Source organism: Streptomyces sp. WI03-4A, from assembly GCF_033792105.1.
Classification (GTDB): Bacteria; Actinomycetota; Actinomycetes; order Streptomycetales; family Streptomycetaceae; genus Streptomyces; species Streptomyces collinus_A.
The window spans coordinates 143,806-158,482 of record NZ_JARAUO010000009.1 but is presented as its reverse complement, the minus strand read 5'-3'; the positions used below and the strand labels follow the sequence as shown (position 1 = coordinate 158,482).

13 protein-coding genes and 1 pseudogene are annotated in these 14,677 nt (G+C 75.6%); 8 read left to right on the top strand and 6 right to left on the bottom strand.

Annotated elements, in window-relative coordinates; translation table 11 throughout:
- Positions 1-18 precede the first annotated feature (18 nt).
- From PV343_RS12960 to PV343_RS12930, 7 genes and pseudogenes are all read left to right on the top strand, one after another.
- Positions 19-2,886, top strand: a complete 2,868-nt coding sequence (locus tag PV343_RS12960) for an AfsR/SARP family transcriptional regulator (protein WP_319147022.1) — start codon at positions 19-21, stop codon at positions 2,884-2,886.
- Entirely contained in the window at positions 2,883-4,829 is a 1,947-nt protein-coding gene (locus PV343_RS12955) for an AfsR/SARP family transcriptional regulator (RefSeq protein ID WP_319147021.1), read from the top strand. The genes PV343_RS12960 and PV343_RS12955 overlap by 4 nt, the downstream gene beginning before the upstream one ends.
- Positions 4,830-5,363: 534 nt before the next feature.
- Positions 5,364-6,296, top strand: a complete 933-nt coding sequence (locus PV343_RS12950; RefSeq protein ID WP_319147020.1) for a helix-turn-helix domain-containing protein — start codon at positions 5,364-5,366, stop codon at positions 6,294-6,296.
- 207 nt (positions 6,297-6,503) lie between these two features.
- Positions 6,504-7,475: an alpha/beta hydrolase gene (locus tag PV343_RS12945; RefSeq protein WP_319147019.1), complete on the top strand. Its 972-nt coding sequence runs from the start codon at positions 6,504-6,506 to the stop codon at positions 7,473-7,475.
- A gap of 20 nt (positions 7,476-7,495) precedes the next feature.
- Positions 7,496-8,239 (top strand): alpha/beta hydrolase, encoded by a 744-nt coding sequence (locus tag PV343_RS12940; protein ID WP_319147018.1) that lies wholly within the window; start codon positions 7,496-7,498, stop codon positions 8,237-8,239.
- A gap of 17 nt (positions 8,240-8,256) precedes the next feature.
- A pseudogene (locus PV343_RS12935) lies at positions 8,257-8,466 on the top strand (helix-turn-helix transcriptional regulator); the annotation flags it as partial.
- 203 nt (positions 8,467-8,669) lie between these two features.
- Positions 8,670-9,575, top strand: a complete 906-nt coding sequence (locus PV343_RS12930) for an NmrA/HSCARG family protein (protein WP_319147016.1) — start codon at positions 8,670-8,672, stop codon at positions 9,573-9,575.
- A 4-nt stretch (positions 9,576-9,579) separates the two neighbouring features.
- Here the strand turns inward: PV343_RS12930 and PV343_RS12925 are convergent, their stop codons facing one another.
- The 5 genes from PV343_RS12925 to PV343_RS12905 all read right to left on the bottom strand — a co-directional run bounded on the left by PV343_RS12925 (position 9,580) and on the right by PV343_RS12905 (position 13,169).
- Entirely contained in the window at positions 9,580-10,443 is an 864-nt protein-coding gene (locus tag PV343_RS12925) for a ribonuclease BN (protein WP_319147015.1), read from the bottom strand.
- A gap of 363 nt (positions 10,444-10,806) precedes the next feature.
- On the bottom strand, positions 10,807-11,415 hold the full coding sequence (locus PV343_RS12920) for a hypothetical protein (RefSeq protein ID WP_319147014.1): 609 nt from the start codon (positions 11,413-11,415) through the stop codon (positions 10,807-10,809).
- Between the two features lie 91 nt (positions 11,416-11,506).
- Positions 11,507-12,157 (bottom strand): hypothetical protein, encoded by a 651-nt coding sequence (locus tag PV343_RS12915; RefSeq protein WP_319147013.1) that lies wholly within the window; start codon positions 12,155-12,157, stop codon positions 11,507-11,509.
- On the bottom strand, positions 12,154-12,465 hold the full coding sequence (locus tag PV343_RS12910) for a DUF2071 domain-containing protein (RefSeq protein WP_319147012.1): 312 nt from the start codon (positions 12,463-12,465) through the stop codon (positions 12,154-12,156). Before PV343_RS12910 ends, PV343_RS12915 begins: the two co-directional genes overlap by 4 nt.
- A gap of 212 nt (positions 12,466-12,677) precedes the next feature.
- Positions 12,678-13,169, bottom strand: coding sequence for a peptidylprolyl isomerase (locus tag PV343_RS12905; protein WP_319147011.1), 492 nt, complete (start codon positions 13,167-13,169; stop codon positions 12,678-12,680).
- A gap of 105 nt (positions 13,170-13,274) precedes the next feature.
- Between PV343_RS12905 and PV343_RS12900 the strand changes: the two genes are divergently transcribed.
- Positions 13,275-14,147 carry a class I SAM-dependent methyltransferase gene (locus PV343_RS12900; protein WP_319147010.1) on the top strand — a complete coding sequence of 291 codons (873 nt, stop codon included), beginning with the start codon at positions 13,275-13,277 and terminating at the stop codon, positions 14,145-14,147.
- A gap of 14 nt (positions 14,148-14,161) precedes the next feature.
- On the opposite strand, the gene PV343_RS12895 is transcribed toward PV343_RS12900, so the two are convergent.
- Positions 14,162-14,605 carry a VOC family protein gene (locus tag PV343_RS12895; RefSeq protein ID WP_319147009.1) on the bottom strand — a complete coding sequence of 148 codons (444 nt, stop codon included), beginning with the start codon at positions 14,603-14,605 and terminating at the stop codon, positions 14,162-14,164.
- Positions 14,606-14,677 lie beyond the last annotated feature (72 nt).

Below are 14,677 nucleotides of genomic sequence, written 5' to 3'. Positions count from 1 at the left end.
CGACCGAAGGGGTGCGGCATGTCGGGGGACGACGCGGTGCGGTTCGCGGTGCTCGGGCCCGTACGGGCCTGGCGGGCGGAGCGGGAACTAGACCTCGGCGGCCCCCAGGCCCAGGCGCTCCTGGCACTTCTGCTGCTCAGGGCGGGTGAGCACGTCCCCGTCCCCGAGATCGTCGACACCGTGTGGGGGAGCGAGCCGCCCCGCACGGCCGTCAACGTCGTACGCCGCCATGTCGGCCTCCTTCGCCGGCTGCTGGAACCCGGTCTGCCCGCCCGCGCGGCGGGCCGCCGGCTGGTGCGGGGCGCGGGCGGCTACCGTCTGCTGACCGACGGCGACGACCTGGACCTCGTACGGTTCCGGGAACTGCGGGAGGCGGCCGTGCGGGCCGCCGCCGCGGGCCCGGCCGCCCGCGCGGCCGAACTGTTCGCCGGAGCGCTGTCCGTGTGGACCGGTCCCGTCGCCTCCGGGATACCCCAGGAGGTGCGGGCGCGGCTGCCGCTCGGCGTCCCTGAGCGCGAACGCCTCGCCACCGTACGGGAGGCCGCCGACGCGGCGCTGCGCGCGGGCCTGCCGGGCACGGTGCTGGCCGAACTGCGGTGGGCCGCCGGCGCGCACCCGCTGGACGAACCGCTCCTCGCCCGCCTGATGCTGACCCTCGCCGCCACCGGCCGGCGCGCCGAGGCACTCGCCGCCTACCGCACCGCGTGCGACCGCCTCGCCGACGCACTGGGCATCGACCCGGGTCCCGAACTGCGCGACGCCCACCGCACGGTGCTGCACGGCACGGACCCCGCGCCCGGGACCGGCCCCGTACCGCACCCGCGAACCCCGGCGCCGGGCCCGGCCGTGCCCGCCCAACTGCCGCACGACCTGCCCTCCTTCACCGGCCGGCACGCCGAACTCGACGAGGTGCTGGGCGTGCTCGGCTGCGGCCCGGAACCCACCGGGACGGTGCTCATCTCCGCGCTCGGCGGCATGCCGGGGGTCGGCAAGACCACGCTCGCCGTCCACTGGGCCCACCTCGTCGCCGACCGCTACCCCGACGGACAGCTCTACGCCGACCTGCGCGGCTTCGCCCCGGCCGGCGCGATCACCGAACCGGGGGAGGTCCTGCGCCAGTTCCTCGACGCCCTCGGCGTACCGCCCGAGCGCGTGCCGCGGGACCCGGACGCCCGGTCCGCCCTCTACCGCAGCGTGCTCTCCGGACGCCGGGTGCTCGTCCTGCTCGACAACGCCCGCGACGCCGACCAGGTACGGCCGCTGCTGCCCGGCACCCCCGGCTGCCTCACCATCGTCACCAGCCGGGACGAACTCACCGGCCTGGTCGCCGCCCACGGGGCCCACTCGCTCACCCTGCGCCCGCTCGGCACCGCCCAGGCGCGGGACTTCCTCGCCGCCCGGCTCGGCGCCGGACGGACCGCCGCCGAACCCCGGGCGATGGACGAGATCATCACCCGGTGTGCCGGGCTGCCCCTCGCCCTCGCCTGCGTCGCCGCCCGGGCCGCCCTCAAGCCGCACTTCCCGCTGGCCGCCGTGGCCGCCGAACTGCGCGCGGCCCACGGCGGCCTGCACGCCTTCGCCCGCCCGGACACCTCGGTGGACGTCGCCACCGTCTTCTCCTGGTCCGTCAGCGCCGTGTCCGCCGAAGCGGCCCGGCTCTTCCGGCTGCTCGCCCTGCACCCCGGGCCGGACGCATCGCCGGCCGCCGCGGCAGCGCTCGCCGGACTGTCACCGCGCCGCACGCGGCCCCTGCTGGCCGAACTCGCCGGCGTCCACCTCCTCACCGAACCCGTGCCCGGCCGGTACGGCTTCCACGACCTGCTCCGTGCCCACGCCACCGCACTCCTGCACACCCACCACACCGAGGCCGAACGGCACGAGGCGACCGAGCGGCTGCTGCGCCACCACCTGCACGCCGCCCATGCCGCCGCCGCGCTCCTCGACCCCGGCGGGGACCGGCCGGCCCTGCCGCCCCCGCCGCGCGACACACCCGCCGAGACGTGCACCGGTTCGTTCGCCGACGACAGCCGCGCCCTGGCCTGGCTCACCGCCGAGCACGCCGTACTGACCGCCCTCGTCACGACCGCCGCCGCCACCGGGCACGACCGGCTCGCCTGCCTGCTGGCCTGGTCGCTCGAACCGCACTTCGAACGGCGCGGCCACTGGCACGAAGGGCTCGCCGCCCAGCGCACCGCCCTCGACGCCGCGCTGCGGCTCGCCGAACCCGCCGTCGAAGCCCGGGCCCAGCGCGGCCTCGCCCGGGCCGAGGGCAGACTCGGACGGCACGACTCCGCCCGTACCCGCCTCGCCCGCGCCCTCGACCTGTTCACCGGCCTCGACGACACCACCGGCCTCGCGGGCACCCACCGCAGCCTCGGCTGGGAGAGCGAGCAGCGCGGCGACCTGGCCGGGGCGCTGCGGCACAACACCCTCGCCCTCGACCTGTACCGCACCGCCGGACACCGGCCGGCCCAGGCCAGCGTCCTCAACTCCGTGGGCTGGTACCACGCCCTGCTCGGTGAGCACCGGCAGGCGCTCGACCACTGCTTCGAAGCCCTGACCCTGCTCCAGGAACTCGGTGACCGCTACGGCCAGGCCGCGACCTGGGACAGCATCGCCTACGCCCACCACCACCTCGGCCGCCACCCGCACGCCCTGCTCGGCTACCGCAACGCGCTGACCCTCTACCGGGCCCTCGGCGCGCCCTACCCCGAGGCGGACACCCTCTCCCGCATCGGCGACACCCACCTGGCGACCGGCGACCGCGAGGGCGCCCGTGCCGCCTGGGAGCAGGCGCTCACCCTGCTCACCGACCTCGGGCACCCGGACGCCGACCGGGTCAGGGCAAGGCTCGACGGGCCGGACGCCCGGTTCGGCGCGGTGTGAACGTGCTGCGGTGCGACGTGCTCGGCCCCCTGCGGGTGACCCGCGGGGAGACCGAACTCGACCTCGGGTTCCCGCAGCAACGGGCCCTGTTCGCCCTGCTCCTGGTGCACACCGGGCGGCCCGTGCGGATGGCCGAGATCGTCGACGTGCTCTGGCCCGGACAGCCGCCCGCCAGCGCCCCGAACGTCGTACGGCGCTACGTCGGCGCCCTGCGCAGGCTCCTCGAACCCGGACTGCCGCCCCGCGCACCCGGACGGCGGCTGCCGGGGCGCACGGGGGGCTATCTGCTGCACGCCGACACCGACGAGGTCGACCTGCTGCGCTTCCGCGACCTCGCCCAGCGCGGCATGCGGGCCGCCGCCACCGGACGGCCCGAGACGGCGGTACGGCACTTCGCCGCCGCCCTCGGCCTGTGGCGCGGCCCGGTGGCCGCGGGCGCACCGGCGGCCACCCGGGAGCACCCGCACTTCACCGCCGTCGAGCGGGAACTCGTGCGCACCGCGCAGATGGCCGCGGACGCCGCCCTCCTGTGCGGCAGGCCCGAGGCGGTGCTCCCCACCCTGCGCAGGGCCGCCGCGCTCGAACCGCTCGACGAGCCGCTGCACGCCCGCCTGGTCCTGTCGCTCGCGGCCGCCGGACTCCAGGCGGAGGCGCTCGCCGCGTACGACGGCGTCCGCCGCGATCTCGCGGCGCAGCTCGGCGTCCCGCCCGGCCCCGAACTGGCCGCGGCCCACGCCCGCGTCCTGCGCCAGGAGGTGCGGCCCGCCGCCCACCGCTCGGCGCCGGAGAGCGTGCCGGAGCGGCCGCGGCCGCCGCACCCCTTCGTGCGGCCCGCCCAGTTGCCGCCCGACCTCGCCGTCTTCGCGGGCCGCGCGGCCGAGCTGGAGACGATCGACGCCCTCGCCGGTACCGCCGTCGACGCCGCCACCACCGGCGGGGCGCCCGCGGCCGTCCTCATCAGCGGCATGCCCGGCATCGGCAAGTCCGCCCTCGCCGTGCACTGGGCGCACCGTGCGGCCTACCGCTTCCCGGACGGCCAACTCCACGTCGCGCTGCGCGGGTTCGCCCCCGGACGAACCGCCCAGGGACCCGCCGGGGCGCTGCACCAGGTACTGGCCGCCCTCGGTGTGCCCGAGCAGCGGATGCCCGAGGGCGTGGACGCCCTGGCCGGGCTCTACCGCAGCCTGCTCGCGGGCCGCCGCATGCTCGTCCTGCTCGACGACGCCTCGGGCGCCGCACAACTGCGCCCCCTGCTGCCCGCCTCACCCGGCTGTCTGGCCGTCGTCACCAGCCGCAACGCACTGCCCAGCCTGATCGCCTCCGGCGCCCGTCCGCTGCGCCTCGGGCTTCCCTCGGCGGCGGACGCCCGTGCCGCGCTGGCCCTGCGGCTCGGCGCCGGGCGCGTGGCCGCCGAGCCCGAGGCGGCCGGGGAGATCATCGCCCGGTGCGGGCGCCTGCCCCTCGCCCTGGCCGCCGTCGCCGCCCGCGCGGCCGGCCGCCGGGACTTCCCGCTGGCCGCCCTCGCCGCCGAACTCGCCGACGCCCAGGGCAGCCTGGACGCCTTCATCGCGGCCCCCGGCACCCCCGACGTCCGCACCGCGTTCGCCGCCTCCCACCGCTCCCTGACCCCTCCCGCCGCCCGGCTGTTCCAGCTGCTCGGACGGCACCCGGGCCCCGCGCTCACCCCCGCGGCCGCCGCCGCCCTCGCCGGCCTGCCGGCCCGCACGGCCCGCATCCTCCTCGGCGAACTCTCCGAGTCCCACCTCGTCACCGAGGCCGCCCCGGGCCGCTACGTCCTCCACGAACTGCTGCACGCCTTCGCGGCGGAACTCGCGGACGAGGCCGAGCCGTTGGCCGGGCCCGCCGGTGACGCCGGCCTGGCGGCCGGACTCGGCGCTGTCCCTGGCCGGGCGTCAGACTCACGGATGTGGCCGAGCCGGTGACCGGACCGGCCGGTGACCTTGGCCTGGCGGCCGGACCGGTCGGTGACCTTGGCCTGGTGGCCGGACCGGACGGTGGCACTGGCCTGGTGGCCGGACCGGCCGGTGACACTGGCCCGGCGGCCGGACGCGCCTGCGAAGCCGGCCCGGCGGGCGGACGCGCCTGCGAAGCCGACCCGGCGGCTGAACCGGCGATGTTCTGGGCTCGGCGGCCGGACTCACGGACGTCGTCCCGGACCCCGTGGCAGAACTCGCCCCCCCGTGCCGGCCCTGCGGCCGATCTCGACCCCGGAACCGGCCCGGTGGCCGAACTCGTCCCCGCTCCAGCGCGGTGACCGGGGTCACGGGTGACGGCGGCCCGGCCGGATCCCTCGCCACGGCCACCCCCTGACCGAGGGCGCCACCAGCCTCGTGACCGGCGGAGCCGTCGTCGTCACTCGGGTGTCACTCTTTTTGCACATCCGCCGACCTACGCTCCGGGCGAGGCGGACGATCCGGTCGTCCCCTCGTGGCAGGAGCGAGCGAAGGAGACGGCGGATGACGGCGACGACCGGCATCGAGGTGGACGGCGGGCGCCCGGGCGCGGTGCGGCCGGACGTGGGGCGGCGGCGGGCCATGGGGCTCGACATCCTCGTAGCGGGGGCGGGTCCGGCCCGGCTGCCCCGCGAGCGGGCCCCGCACGCGCAGCCGGTCATCGCCGGCGGCCCGCACCGGTGGAGCGCCCGGGACGGCGGCGAGTACCTCTTCGTGGGCGTGCGCGGCGGCGGCCCCGCCTTACTGCAGGAACCCTCCGTGAACGGGATGCTCGCCCCGGGCGACATCTGCTTCTACGACGTGCACCGCCCGCCCTCGCTCGACCTCCCCGAGCAGTCCCGCACCAAGACGTTCCTGCTCTCCCGCGACCTGCTGGGCCTCGCCGACCGCGACCTGCACCGGCTCACCGGCGTCCCCGTCAGCCGCGGCTCCCGGATGGGCTCGCTGCTCTCGCCCTTCCTCTCCGACCTCGCCGACACCGCCGTGACGGCGAGGTCCGCGGTCGGCGACATGCTCGCCTGGAACGCCGTGAACCTGCTCGCCACACTCGCCGCCGAGCACCTGCGGGAACAGGGCAGGCCCGCCGCCGACGACCAGTCGTCGACGGTGTCCCGGATCCTGCGGTACATCGACCTCAACCTGGGCCACGCGGACCTGTCCCCCGAACGGATCGCCCGCGCCCACCACATATCGGTGCGCTACCTGCACAAACTGTTCGCGGACGAGGGCACCACGGTCGGCCGCCGGATCCTGTCGCGCCGTCTCGAGGAGTGCCGGCGCGAGCTGGCCGACCGCTCCCGCGGCACCCGCACCATCGCGGCCGTCGCGGGCCGCTGGGGATTCGCCAGCGCCACGCACTTCAGCCGCGTCTTCCGGGCCACGTACGGCCTGACCCCGCGCGAGTGGCGGGACGCGGCGGGGCAGGACGTCAGGTAGCGGCGGGTCTCAGGGCCCGGTCCGCACCCAGGGGGCGTCCCCCGGGAGCGGAGCAGTGCACTGTCGGTACACCGCCCGTACGCTCACGGGCGATTGCCGCGCGCCCGGCGGATTTACGGTGGCGTTCGGCGGCGCCGGAGCACGTGCGGTGAATTCCGGTCCGCCCGCCGGACCTTCCGGCACTCTGTGAATTGCGAGGAGAACGCGATGTCCGACGCCGCAGCACCGGTCCAGCCGGTTCTGGAGCCCGCCGCAGCCGAGTTCGCGCGAGCGACCGCCAATCCCCCCTACCTGTTCGACCTGCCGCCCGCCGAGGGCCGCAAGGCCGTCGACGAGGTGCAGTCCGGCGACATCGAGAAGCCGGCCGTCGACGAGGAGTGGATCACCGTCTCCGGCGGTCCGACCGGCAGCGTCCGGGCCCGGATCGTGAAGCCCGCCGGCGCCACCGGCACCCTCCCGGTCATCTTCTACATCCACGGCGCAGGCTGGGTGTTCGGCAACGCGCACACCCACGACCGCCTGGTGCGCGAGCTGGCCGTGGGCGCGGACGCCGCCGTCGTCTTCCCCGAGTACGACCTGTCGCCCGAGGCCCGCTACCCGGTCGCCATCGAGCAGAACTACGCGGTGGCCCGGTGGGTCGTGGAGCAGGGCGCGGCCAAGGGCCTGGACGGCTCCCGGATGGCCGTGGCCGGCGACTCCGTCGGCGGCAACATGACCGCCGCCCTCACCTTGATGGCCAAGGAGCGCGGCGGCCCCGCGCTGGTGCAGCAGGTGCTGTTCTACCCGGTCACGGACGCCGCCTTCGACACCCCCTCCTACCACCAGTTCGCCACCGGCTACTTCCTGCGCCGCGACGGCATGCAGTGGTTCTGGGACCAGTACACGACCGACGAGGCGGAGCGCGCGCGGATCACCGCGTCCCCGCTGCGCGCCACCGTCGAGCAGCTCGCCGACCTGCCCCCGGCCCTGGTCATCACCGGTGAGGCCGACGTACTGCGCGACGAGGGCGAGGCGTACGCCAACAAGCTGCGCGAGGCCGGCGTGCCCGTCACCGCCGTCCGCTTCCAGGGCATCATCCACGACTTCGTGATGCTCGACGCCCTGCGCGGCACCCACGCCGCCCAGGCCGCCATCACCCTGGCCGTCGGCACGCTGCGCGCCGCCCTGCACACCGCCTGAGCACGAGGGACACCATCGACATGACCGCTCCCACTCCCACCGTCGTCCTCGTCCACGGGGCGTTCGCCGACGCCACCTCCTGGTCCGGGGTGATCGAGGAACTCCAGCGCGAGGGCATCCCCGTCGTCGCCCCGCCCAACCCCCTGCGCGGCCTCGCCTCGGACGCCGCCTACATCGCCTCCGTGGCCGCCCAGATCGAGGGCCCCGTGGTACTGGTCGGCCACTCCTACGGCGGTGCGCTGATCACCGTGGCCGGCGTCACCGAGAACGTCGTCGGCCTGGTCTACGTGGCCGCCTACGTCCTGGAGGAGGGCGAGAGCCTCGGTGAGCTCCAGGGCCGCTTCCCGCTCTCGCCGCTCGTCGGCAGCCTGAAGCAGTGGACGTACCCCGTCCCGGGCGGCGAGGACGCCGTGGAGGTCACCGTCGCCGCGGACGCCTTCCCGTCGGTGTTCGCCGCCGACGTGGACCCCGCGGTCACCAAGGTGCTCGCGGTGGCGCAGCGCCCGCTGGCCGCCGCCGCGTTCGACGAGACCGCCTCCGCCGCCGCGTGGCGCACCCGGCCCTCCTGGGCCCTGGTCGCCGGTGCGGACGAGGCGATCAACCCCGAGGTGGAGCGCTTCGGCGCGCAGCGTGCCGGGGCGAGCGTCGTCGAACTGCCGGGCGCCTCGCACGCGGTCGCCGTCTCCCAGCCCAAGGAGGTCGCCGCGCTGATCCGCGACGCGGTCCGCGCGACCGGCCGAGGTGCTGACCGGCTGACGAGCTGACGAGCACGCCCCGTCCAGTGCGCTCCCTGCACAAGCTCTTCCGGGCCGAGGGGCCGACGGTGGGCGGCTGGATCCGCCTGCGGCGCCTCGAGCGCAGCCGGTGGGACCTGCTCAGACCCGACGCCCAGTCGGGCGGCGTGGCGGCCGTCGCCCGCCGCTGGGGCTTCGTGAGCCCCAGCCACTTCAGCCGCGCCTTCCGCGCCACCTACGGGATGACGCCGCGCTAGTGGCAGTGCGACGGCGCCCCCGACGCGCGGAGCGCCACCGTCGGCGGGGGAGGGGCGGGGACGTGATCACGCCTCATTAATCTGCGCGGCGCAGCCAAAAGGGGTTATGCTGCTGCGCGGCGCAGTCAATGCGTCGTGCAGTCTCGTCGCTGCGCGTCGGAGCGCGCCATCCGTCCATGCCCCGACCCACCCCAGGAGCCCCCATGCTCACCGTCGCCGTCACCGGTGCCACCGGCGCCCAGGGCGGTGCCACCGCCCGCGCCCTGCTCGTCGCAGGTCACCGGGTCCGCGCACTCACCCGCACCCCCGACGCACCGGCCGCCGAGGAGCTGCGCCGGCTCGGCGCCGACGTCCGGCACGCCGATTTCGACGACCCGCCCTCCCTCGACCCCGCTCTCGCGGGCGCCGACTCCCTCTTCGCGGTGACCACCCCCTTCGGTACGGACACGGCCACCGAGGTCCGCCAGGGCCAGGCGCTGCACGACGCTGCGGCGGCCGCCCGGGTCCGCCACATCGTGTTCACCTCCGCCGCGCACGCCGACCGCGGCACCGGCATCCCGCACTACGACAGCAAGGCCGAGATCGAACGCCACCTGCGTGCGACGGGCGTCCCCTGGACGGTCATCGCCCCCGCGGCCTTCATGGACAACTTCGCGGGCGGCTGGAGCCTGGCGGGCCTGCGCGAGCACACCTTCGCCTGGCCCATGCCGTCCGGGACGCCCCTGACCCTCATCCCCGCCGTCGACATCGGCGCCTTCGCCGCCCTGGTGCTCGGCCGGCCGGCCGACTTCACCGGCCGCCGCATCGACATCGCCTCCGACACGCTCACCCCCGCCGGGATCGCCGCCGCCCTCTCGGCCGCCGCCCGGCGCACCGTCACGCACCAGGCGCTTCCCCTGGACCAGGTCCGCAGCCACTCGCACGACCTCGCGGCGATGTTCGCCTACTTCGCCACCACCGGCCTCGACGTCGACGTGGCCGGGCTGCGCCGCGCCCACCCCGAGGTGCGCTGGCACACCTTCGCCGACTGGGCCGCGGCCCAGGACTGGCCCGCCCTGCTCGCCCCGGCCCCGGCGGAACCCGCCTCGACGGAATCCGCCTCGGCATGAGGCCCTAGTCGCGACGCTCCCGGTCCTCGGGCTCGGTGTCCTCCCGCCCGGGCTCCGCGGGCTCGTCCGGCTCCTCGGAGTTCACGTGGGACGGCATCCAGTGGTGTTCCACGAACCAGCGGCCGAACAGCGCGCCGCCGTAGACCACGAAACCGACGCCGATCAGCCAGGACTCCACCACCAGCACGGTCCCGACCGCGCCGTAGTTCAGGGCGTTGGTGACGATGAGCGGGGTGAAGACGAGGTACGAGAAACCCCTGAGGCCGGCCAGCCCGGCGACGGTGGCGAGGGCGCCCGGCAGCAGGGTCCGCCAGTGCACCTGGCCACCGAGCAGGAAGCGCTGCCCCCACCAGAAGAACAGCACCGTGCTCACCAGGGACACCACGATCCGGTGCGTCCCGTGCACGGCGGTACGGGTCTGCACCTCCTGGTAGAGATAGGCGGTGAGCACGATCAGCCAGGTCAGCTGCCGCCAGACCCGGTGCCAGGGCCCGGACGCCAGGCCCCAGATCCGCTCGTAGCCGTTCTGCACACTGCCCGCGAAGGACACCCCGAACACCGCGAGCAGGACCAGGCTCAGCGCGCTCGTGGTGCCGATGACCTTGCGGGGCGGGCTGATGATCCCGGTGAGCGCGTCCGCGGACTGCCCGGACAGCCCCATGCCGTCGGTGAGCCAGGAGGCGAACCCTCCCCGCACCAGCGGATCGGCGGCGGCGACCACGATCAGCAGCGGCGCGAGGGTGACCAGGGCCAGCGTGGCGAAGCCCATGGCCCGGTGCAGCAGTTCCAGATCCCGGCCACGCCTCAGCAGGGCGTGCACCCCGAGCCACTCCCACGCGCGGTGGAGGCCGCGCCGCCACTGCCTCACGGGTCCCTCCCGTGCTCGCCGCACCAGTTCTCGCCGCCGACGGCCGTGCGCCCGCACCGCGCCGGGCGGCCCTCGACAGCTCTCCGGTGCCATGATCGGACGAAAGCCCCGACCTGCCCGGCCGGACATGCCGAGAACCGTCCGGCCGGCGCACCGGCCCACCGGACGGGCCCACCGCACGGCCCGGTCACCGGCCCGCCGGGTCGGCCACCAACCCTCGGTCGGCCGCCTCCCGGCTCGCTGCCACCCGGCCCGGACAGCGGCCGTACGGCAGGGACCGCATGCCGCCCCGGCCCGTCGGCCCATTGCCGGGTCCCCGTCGCCGACCGCGGTACACGCGTCGGCGGACCGGCGGTCCCCGGCTTACGCCTGCTTAGCCGCCGCGCAACGCCGTCCGGCCCGCCGGACGCGCCACTCCTCCAGCACGTCCCGCTGCCGTTCGGCCCGTTCGAGCAGGGAGTCGAGCTGCCGGACGTCCAGCCGCCCCTCCGCGGGCGTGAGGCAGCGCAGTGTCCGCCACCCGGCCGCCTTGCCCTCCACCCCGAGCCGCAGCGCCTCCGGCTCCACGACCGCGCCGAGCGGGGAGCGCCGTACCTGGCGGCCGTTGCCCTTCAGCCGCCCCAGCTTCTCCGCCGCCCACCCCGCGCACACCTCGTAGCGGCGCACCGGGACGCCGAGGGCGCGCATGACGCCGAGCAACGCCACCCGGTCCCGGGCCATCTCCGCGCCGACGGGAACCAGCACGTCGGCGAGCGCCCGGTCGCCGGTCGTGTGCGCCAGATGGCGGGCCCGCTCCGTGGCCGCGGTGGCGCCCGCCAGATGGTCGTCGAGGTAGATGCCGAGCAGGTCCACATCGGTGCCGGAACCGGTCTTGCTGGTGCTGGTTCCTGAGCCGGTGCTGGTGCCGGTTCCTGAGCCGGTGCCGTCGGCCTGCGGCCGTGGCCGGGCTTCGGCGCGCGGAGGGTCCTCCATGACGTGCCGCCTTCGTCCGTCTCGCCGGATGGCGGGGCCGGTGCCCCGCCGACTGCCGCTGCGGGTACCCCTCGCCCGGCCGCCCGCACCGTCACCGGGCGTGGCCCTCGTGCGCGGCCAGGACGGTGGTGGTCACCCGGACCAGGGACGGCCGGCGCGGCGTCGAGCCGAAGCCGAAGCGCACCGGCGGCACGATGGTCGCCAGCATGCCGAGCTCCCGGCCCTCGAACCGGGCCGTCGCGGCGGTCACGGGGCGCAGATCACGCGCGCCGTAGTACTCGCGCCGGTTCCCGACCGCGCTTCCCCGTGTCCGCACGCCCATCAGCAGGCGGGCCGCCGGGTCCGTCACGGCGGTCCATGCCGGACGTGCGGCCAGCGTCCCCGGAACGGCCCTGAGCAGCAGCCCCGTGAGACCGCGCCGTCCGACGGCGAACCGCAGCCGGAGCAGCGCTCCGGCGTCGACGGTCCAGCGGTCCTCGTCCACGCGCACTCGTACGGGAACGACCCGCACCTCGTCGAAGACGTAGGTCCGCGCGACGAAGCGTGCCGTCTCCGGGGTCGGTGCCAGCAGCAACCGGTGACCGTCGGGCCGTTCCACCATGACGTCGCTGAACCCGCCGAACGGCGAGCCGAGCCAGTGCCCCAGCACCAGACGGGTGCCGGACGTGGTGCCGATACCGGCGATCCAGCCGTCGAACCGCAGCGGGCCGGGCCCCGGTGCGGCCGCGGCGGGGCGGTTCATCGGGCGGCGGCGGACCGGGCGCGCAGCCGGTCCGCAGGGTCGTGGGCCCGTCCCACCGGTCGCGAGTCGCCCGAGCGCGCCCGCCGGACCTCGTCCCGCCCCTCCCGACCTCGCACCCATGTACGCAGACGCGTCTCGGGGTAGCAGGGCAGACCGGGCACGGCCGCCGGGAGCCCGAGCGGGCGCACCCCTGCCGTGACGAACGGCGTGAGGCTCACCCACACGGCTCCGTCGTACGTGTCCAGCGCCAGGCCGTCCGGCAGCAGGCGCTGCAGCAGCCGGCCGGCCCGCAGCGCGGGCAGGTACACGCGCCGATCCGGTCCGTACGAGACCACGCGCACCGAATGCCCTGCCCGCCCGCCGCGAAACCCGACGAGACTTCCAGGGGCCGGACGCGGCAAGCGCCGGCAGGCAGCCACGCGCGAGGACGGGGGCGGACGCCCGGTGCGACGGCCGGCCGGCAGGGGCCGGCGTCGGCACCGGGTCGTGGCGTCGCCCGACGGCGGAGGCGGGGCCTCGGTCAGACCGTGCCGCTGGACGCGATCGTGACCTTCGCGCTCGGCGAGCCGCTGCGGCTGCCCAGGCCCTCGATGCGGTCGACGAGCTCCGAGCCCTCGACGACCTCGCCGAAGACGACGTGCTTGCCGTCGAGCCAGTCCGTCACGATCGTGGTGATGAAGAACTGCGAGCCGTTGGTGTTCGGGCCCGCGTTCGCCATGCTGAGCAGGTACGGGCGGTCGTGCTTGAGGGAGAAGTTCTCGTCGGCGAACTTCTCGCCGTAGATGCTCTTGCCACCGGTGCCGTTGCCCCGGGTGAAGTCCCCGCCCTGCAGCATGAACTGCGGGATGATCCGGTGGAAGGAGGAACCGGCGTAACCGAAGCCGTGCTCGCCGGTGGCCAGCTCACGGAAGTTCTTGGCGGTCTTGGGCACGGCGTCGTCGAAAAGCTTGAAGACGATCCGGCCGGCCGGCTCGTCGTTGATCGTGATGTCGAAGTACACGTTGTCACTCATGGCGATCAACCTACCGTCGAGCGGTGCCGCGACGTGCGGAAGGGTCCCCCTGGGCGGCTGGTGTCGCCCCTACGACCGTACACCCGGAACACGAAGGAGCCTGTGGTGACCGACGGCTGGGAGTGGGACGAGACCCTGTTCGCGGGGGCCGCCACCCACTACGAGCGGGGCAGGCTGCCGTACGCGCCCGGCCTGGTGCCGCTGCTCGCCGACGTGCTCGGACTCGACGGCACCGGGCGGCTGCTCGACGTGGGCTGCGGGCCCGGCACCCTGGCCCTGCCCCTGGCGCCGCTGTTCGCCGAGGCCGTCGGCGTGGACCCCGATCCCGGCATGATCGCCGAAGCGGTGCGCCGGGCGGCCGGCGGGGCGGTGGCCGCGAGGACGCGCTGGGTGCGGATGCGGGCCGAGGAACTCCCGGCCGGGCTCGGCACGTTCACCGTGGCCGTCTTCGCCCAGTCCTTCCACTGGATGGACCGCGACCTGGTGGCCCGCACCGTGCACGGCATGCTGCGGCCCGGCGGAGCGCTGGTGCACGTCTCCGACCTGAAGGGCGAGCGGCGCGACACCGCGGGGTTGTCGTACCCGGCCGTGCCGTACGCGGCCATCGACGAGCTGGTCAGGGCGTATCTCGGGCCGGTCCGCCGCGCCGGGCGCGGAGTCCTGCCCGACGGGACACCGGACGGCGAGGCCGCCGTGCTCGCCCGGGCCGGTTTCCTCGACCCCGAACGGCACGTCGTCCCCGGCGGACGGGCCCTCGAACGCGATGAGGACACCGTCGTCGCCTGCGTCTTCTCCATGTCCTGGTCGGCCCCCGGCCTGTTCGGCCCGCACCGCGCGGCCTTCGAGACCGACCTGCGCCGCACACTGCGCACGTACTCCCCGACGGGCCGGTTCAGCGAACGCGCCCCCAGCACGGAGGTGTTCGTGTGGCGCAGGACCGACCCGCAACGGTGGTCACACGCCACCGGGACGGGCTGATCCACCCCTACGTCTCACCTGCCCGGGAGCCGCTCCGTGATCTCCTGGAGGATCCAGCCGTTGCCGTCCGGGTCGCTGAACGAGACGAAGGAGTTGTAGCTGCGCCGCTCGGGGTCAGGGCCGGGCACCCGCTGCGCGGTGCCCGCGTGGTGGAACACCCCGCCCGCGTCGTGGAAGACCTCGCTCACCTGTACGCCGTTGCCCTCCAGCTCCTTGCGGGCCGCCTCGATGTCCGTGACGACCAGGTGCAGGCCCTCGACGGAGCCGGGCGGTGCCGCGCTGACGCCGTCGCCGAAGATGACCGCGCACGCGGAGCCCGGTGGGGTCAGCTGCACCACCCGCAGGCCGTCCTCGGCGACGAAGTCGGCGTCCAGCCGCCAGCCCAGCGTCTCGTAGAAGCCCCGTGCCCGGTCGACGTCGGCGACCGGGATCACCACGACCTCGAGTCTCATGTCCACGATGGGAAGCCCTCCTGCCGTTCTCGGGGCCGTGCCCGCGGCGTCCCGCCCGCCACCGGGTCCCGGGACGGC

Bases quoted from the DNA above. Each gene is read 5' to 3' on its own strand.
- PV343_RS12945 (WP_319147019.1), top strand. From the start codon at position 6,504: ATGTCCGACGCCGCAGCACCGGTCCAGCCGGTTCTGGAGCCCGCCGCA.
- PV343_RS12960 (WP_319147022.1), top strand. From the start codon at position 19: ATGTCGGGGGACGACGCGGTGCGGTTCGCGGTGCTCGGGCCCGTACGG.
- PV343_RS12940 (WP_319147018.1), top strand. From the start codon at position 7,496: ATGACCGCTCCCACTCCCACCGTCGTCCTCGTCCACGGGGCGTTCGCC.
- PV343_RS12905 (WP_319147011.1), bottom strand. From the start codon at position 13,169: ATGAGTGACAACGTGTACTTCGACATCACGATCAACGACGAGCCGGCC.
- PV343_RS12930 (WP_319147016.1), top strand. From the start codon at position 8,670: ATGCTCACCGTCGCCGTCACCGGTGCCACCGGCGCCCAGGGCGGTGCC.
- PV343_RS12915 (WP_319147013.1), bottom strand. From the start codon at position 12,157: ATGAACCGCCCCGCCGCGGCCGCACCGGGGCCCGGCCCGCTGCGGTTC.
- PV343_RS12950 (WP_319147020.1), top strand. From the start codon at position 5,364: ATGACGGCGACGACCGGCATCGAGGTGGACGGCGGGCGCCCGGGCGCG.
- PV343_RS12920 (WP_319147014.1), bottom strand. From the start codon at position 11,415: ATGGAGGACCCTCCGCGCGCCGAAGCCCGGCCACGGCCGCAGGCCGAC.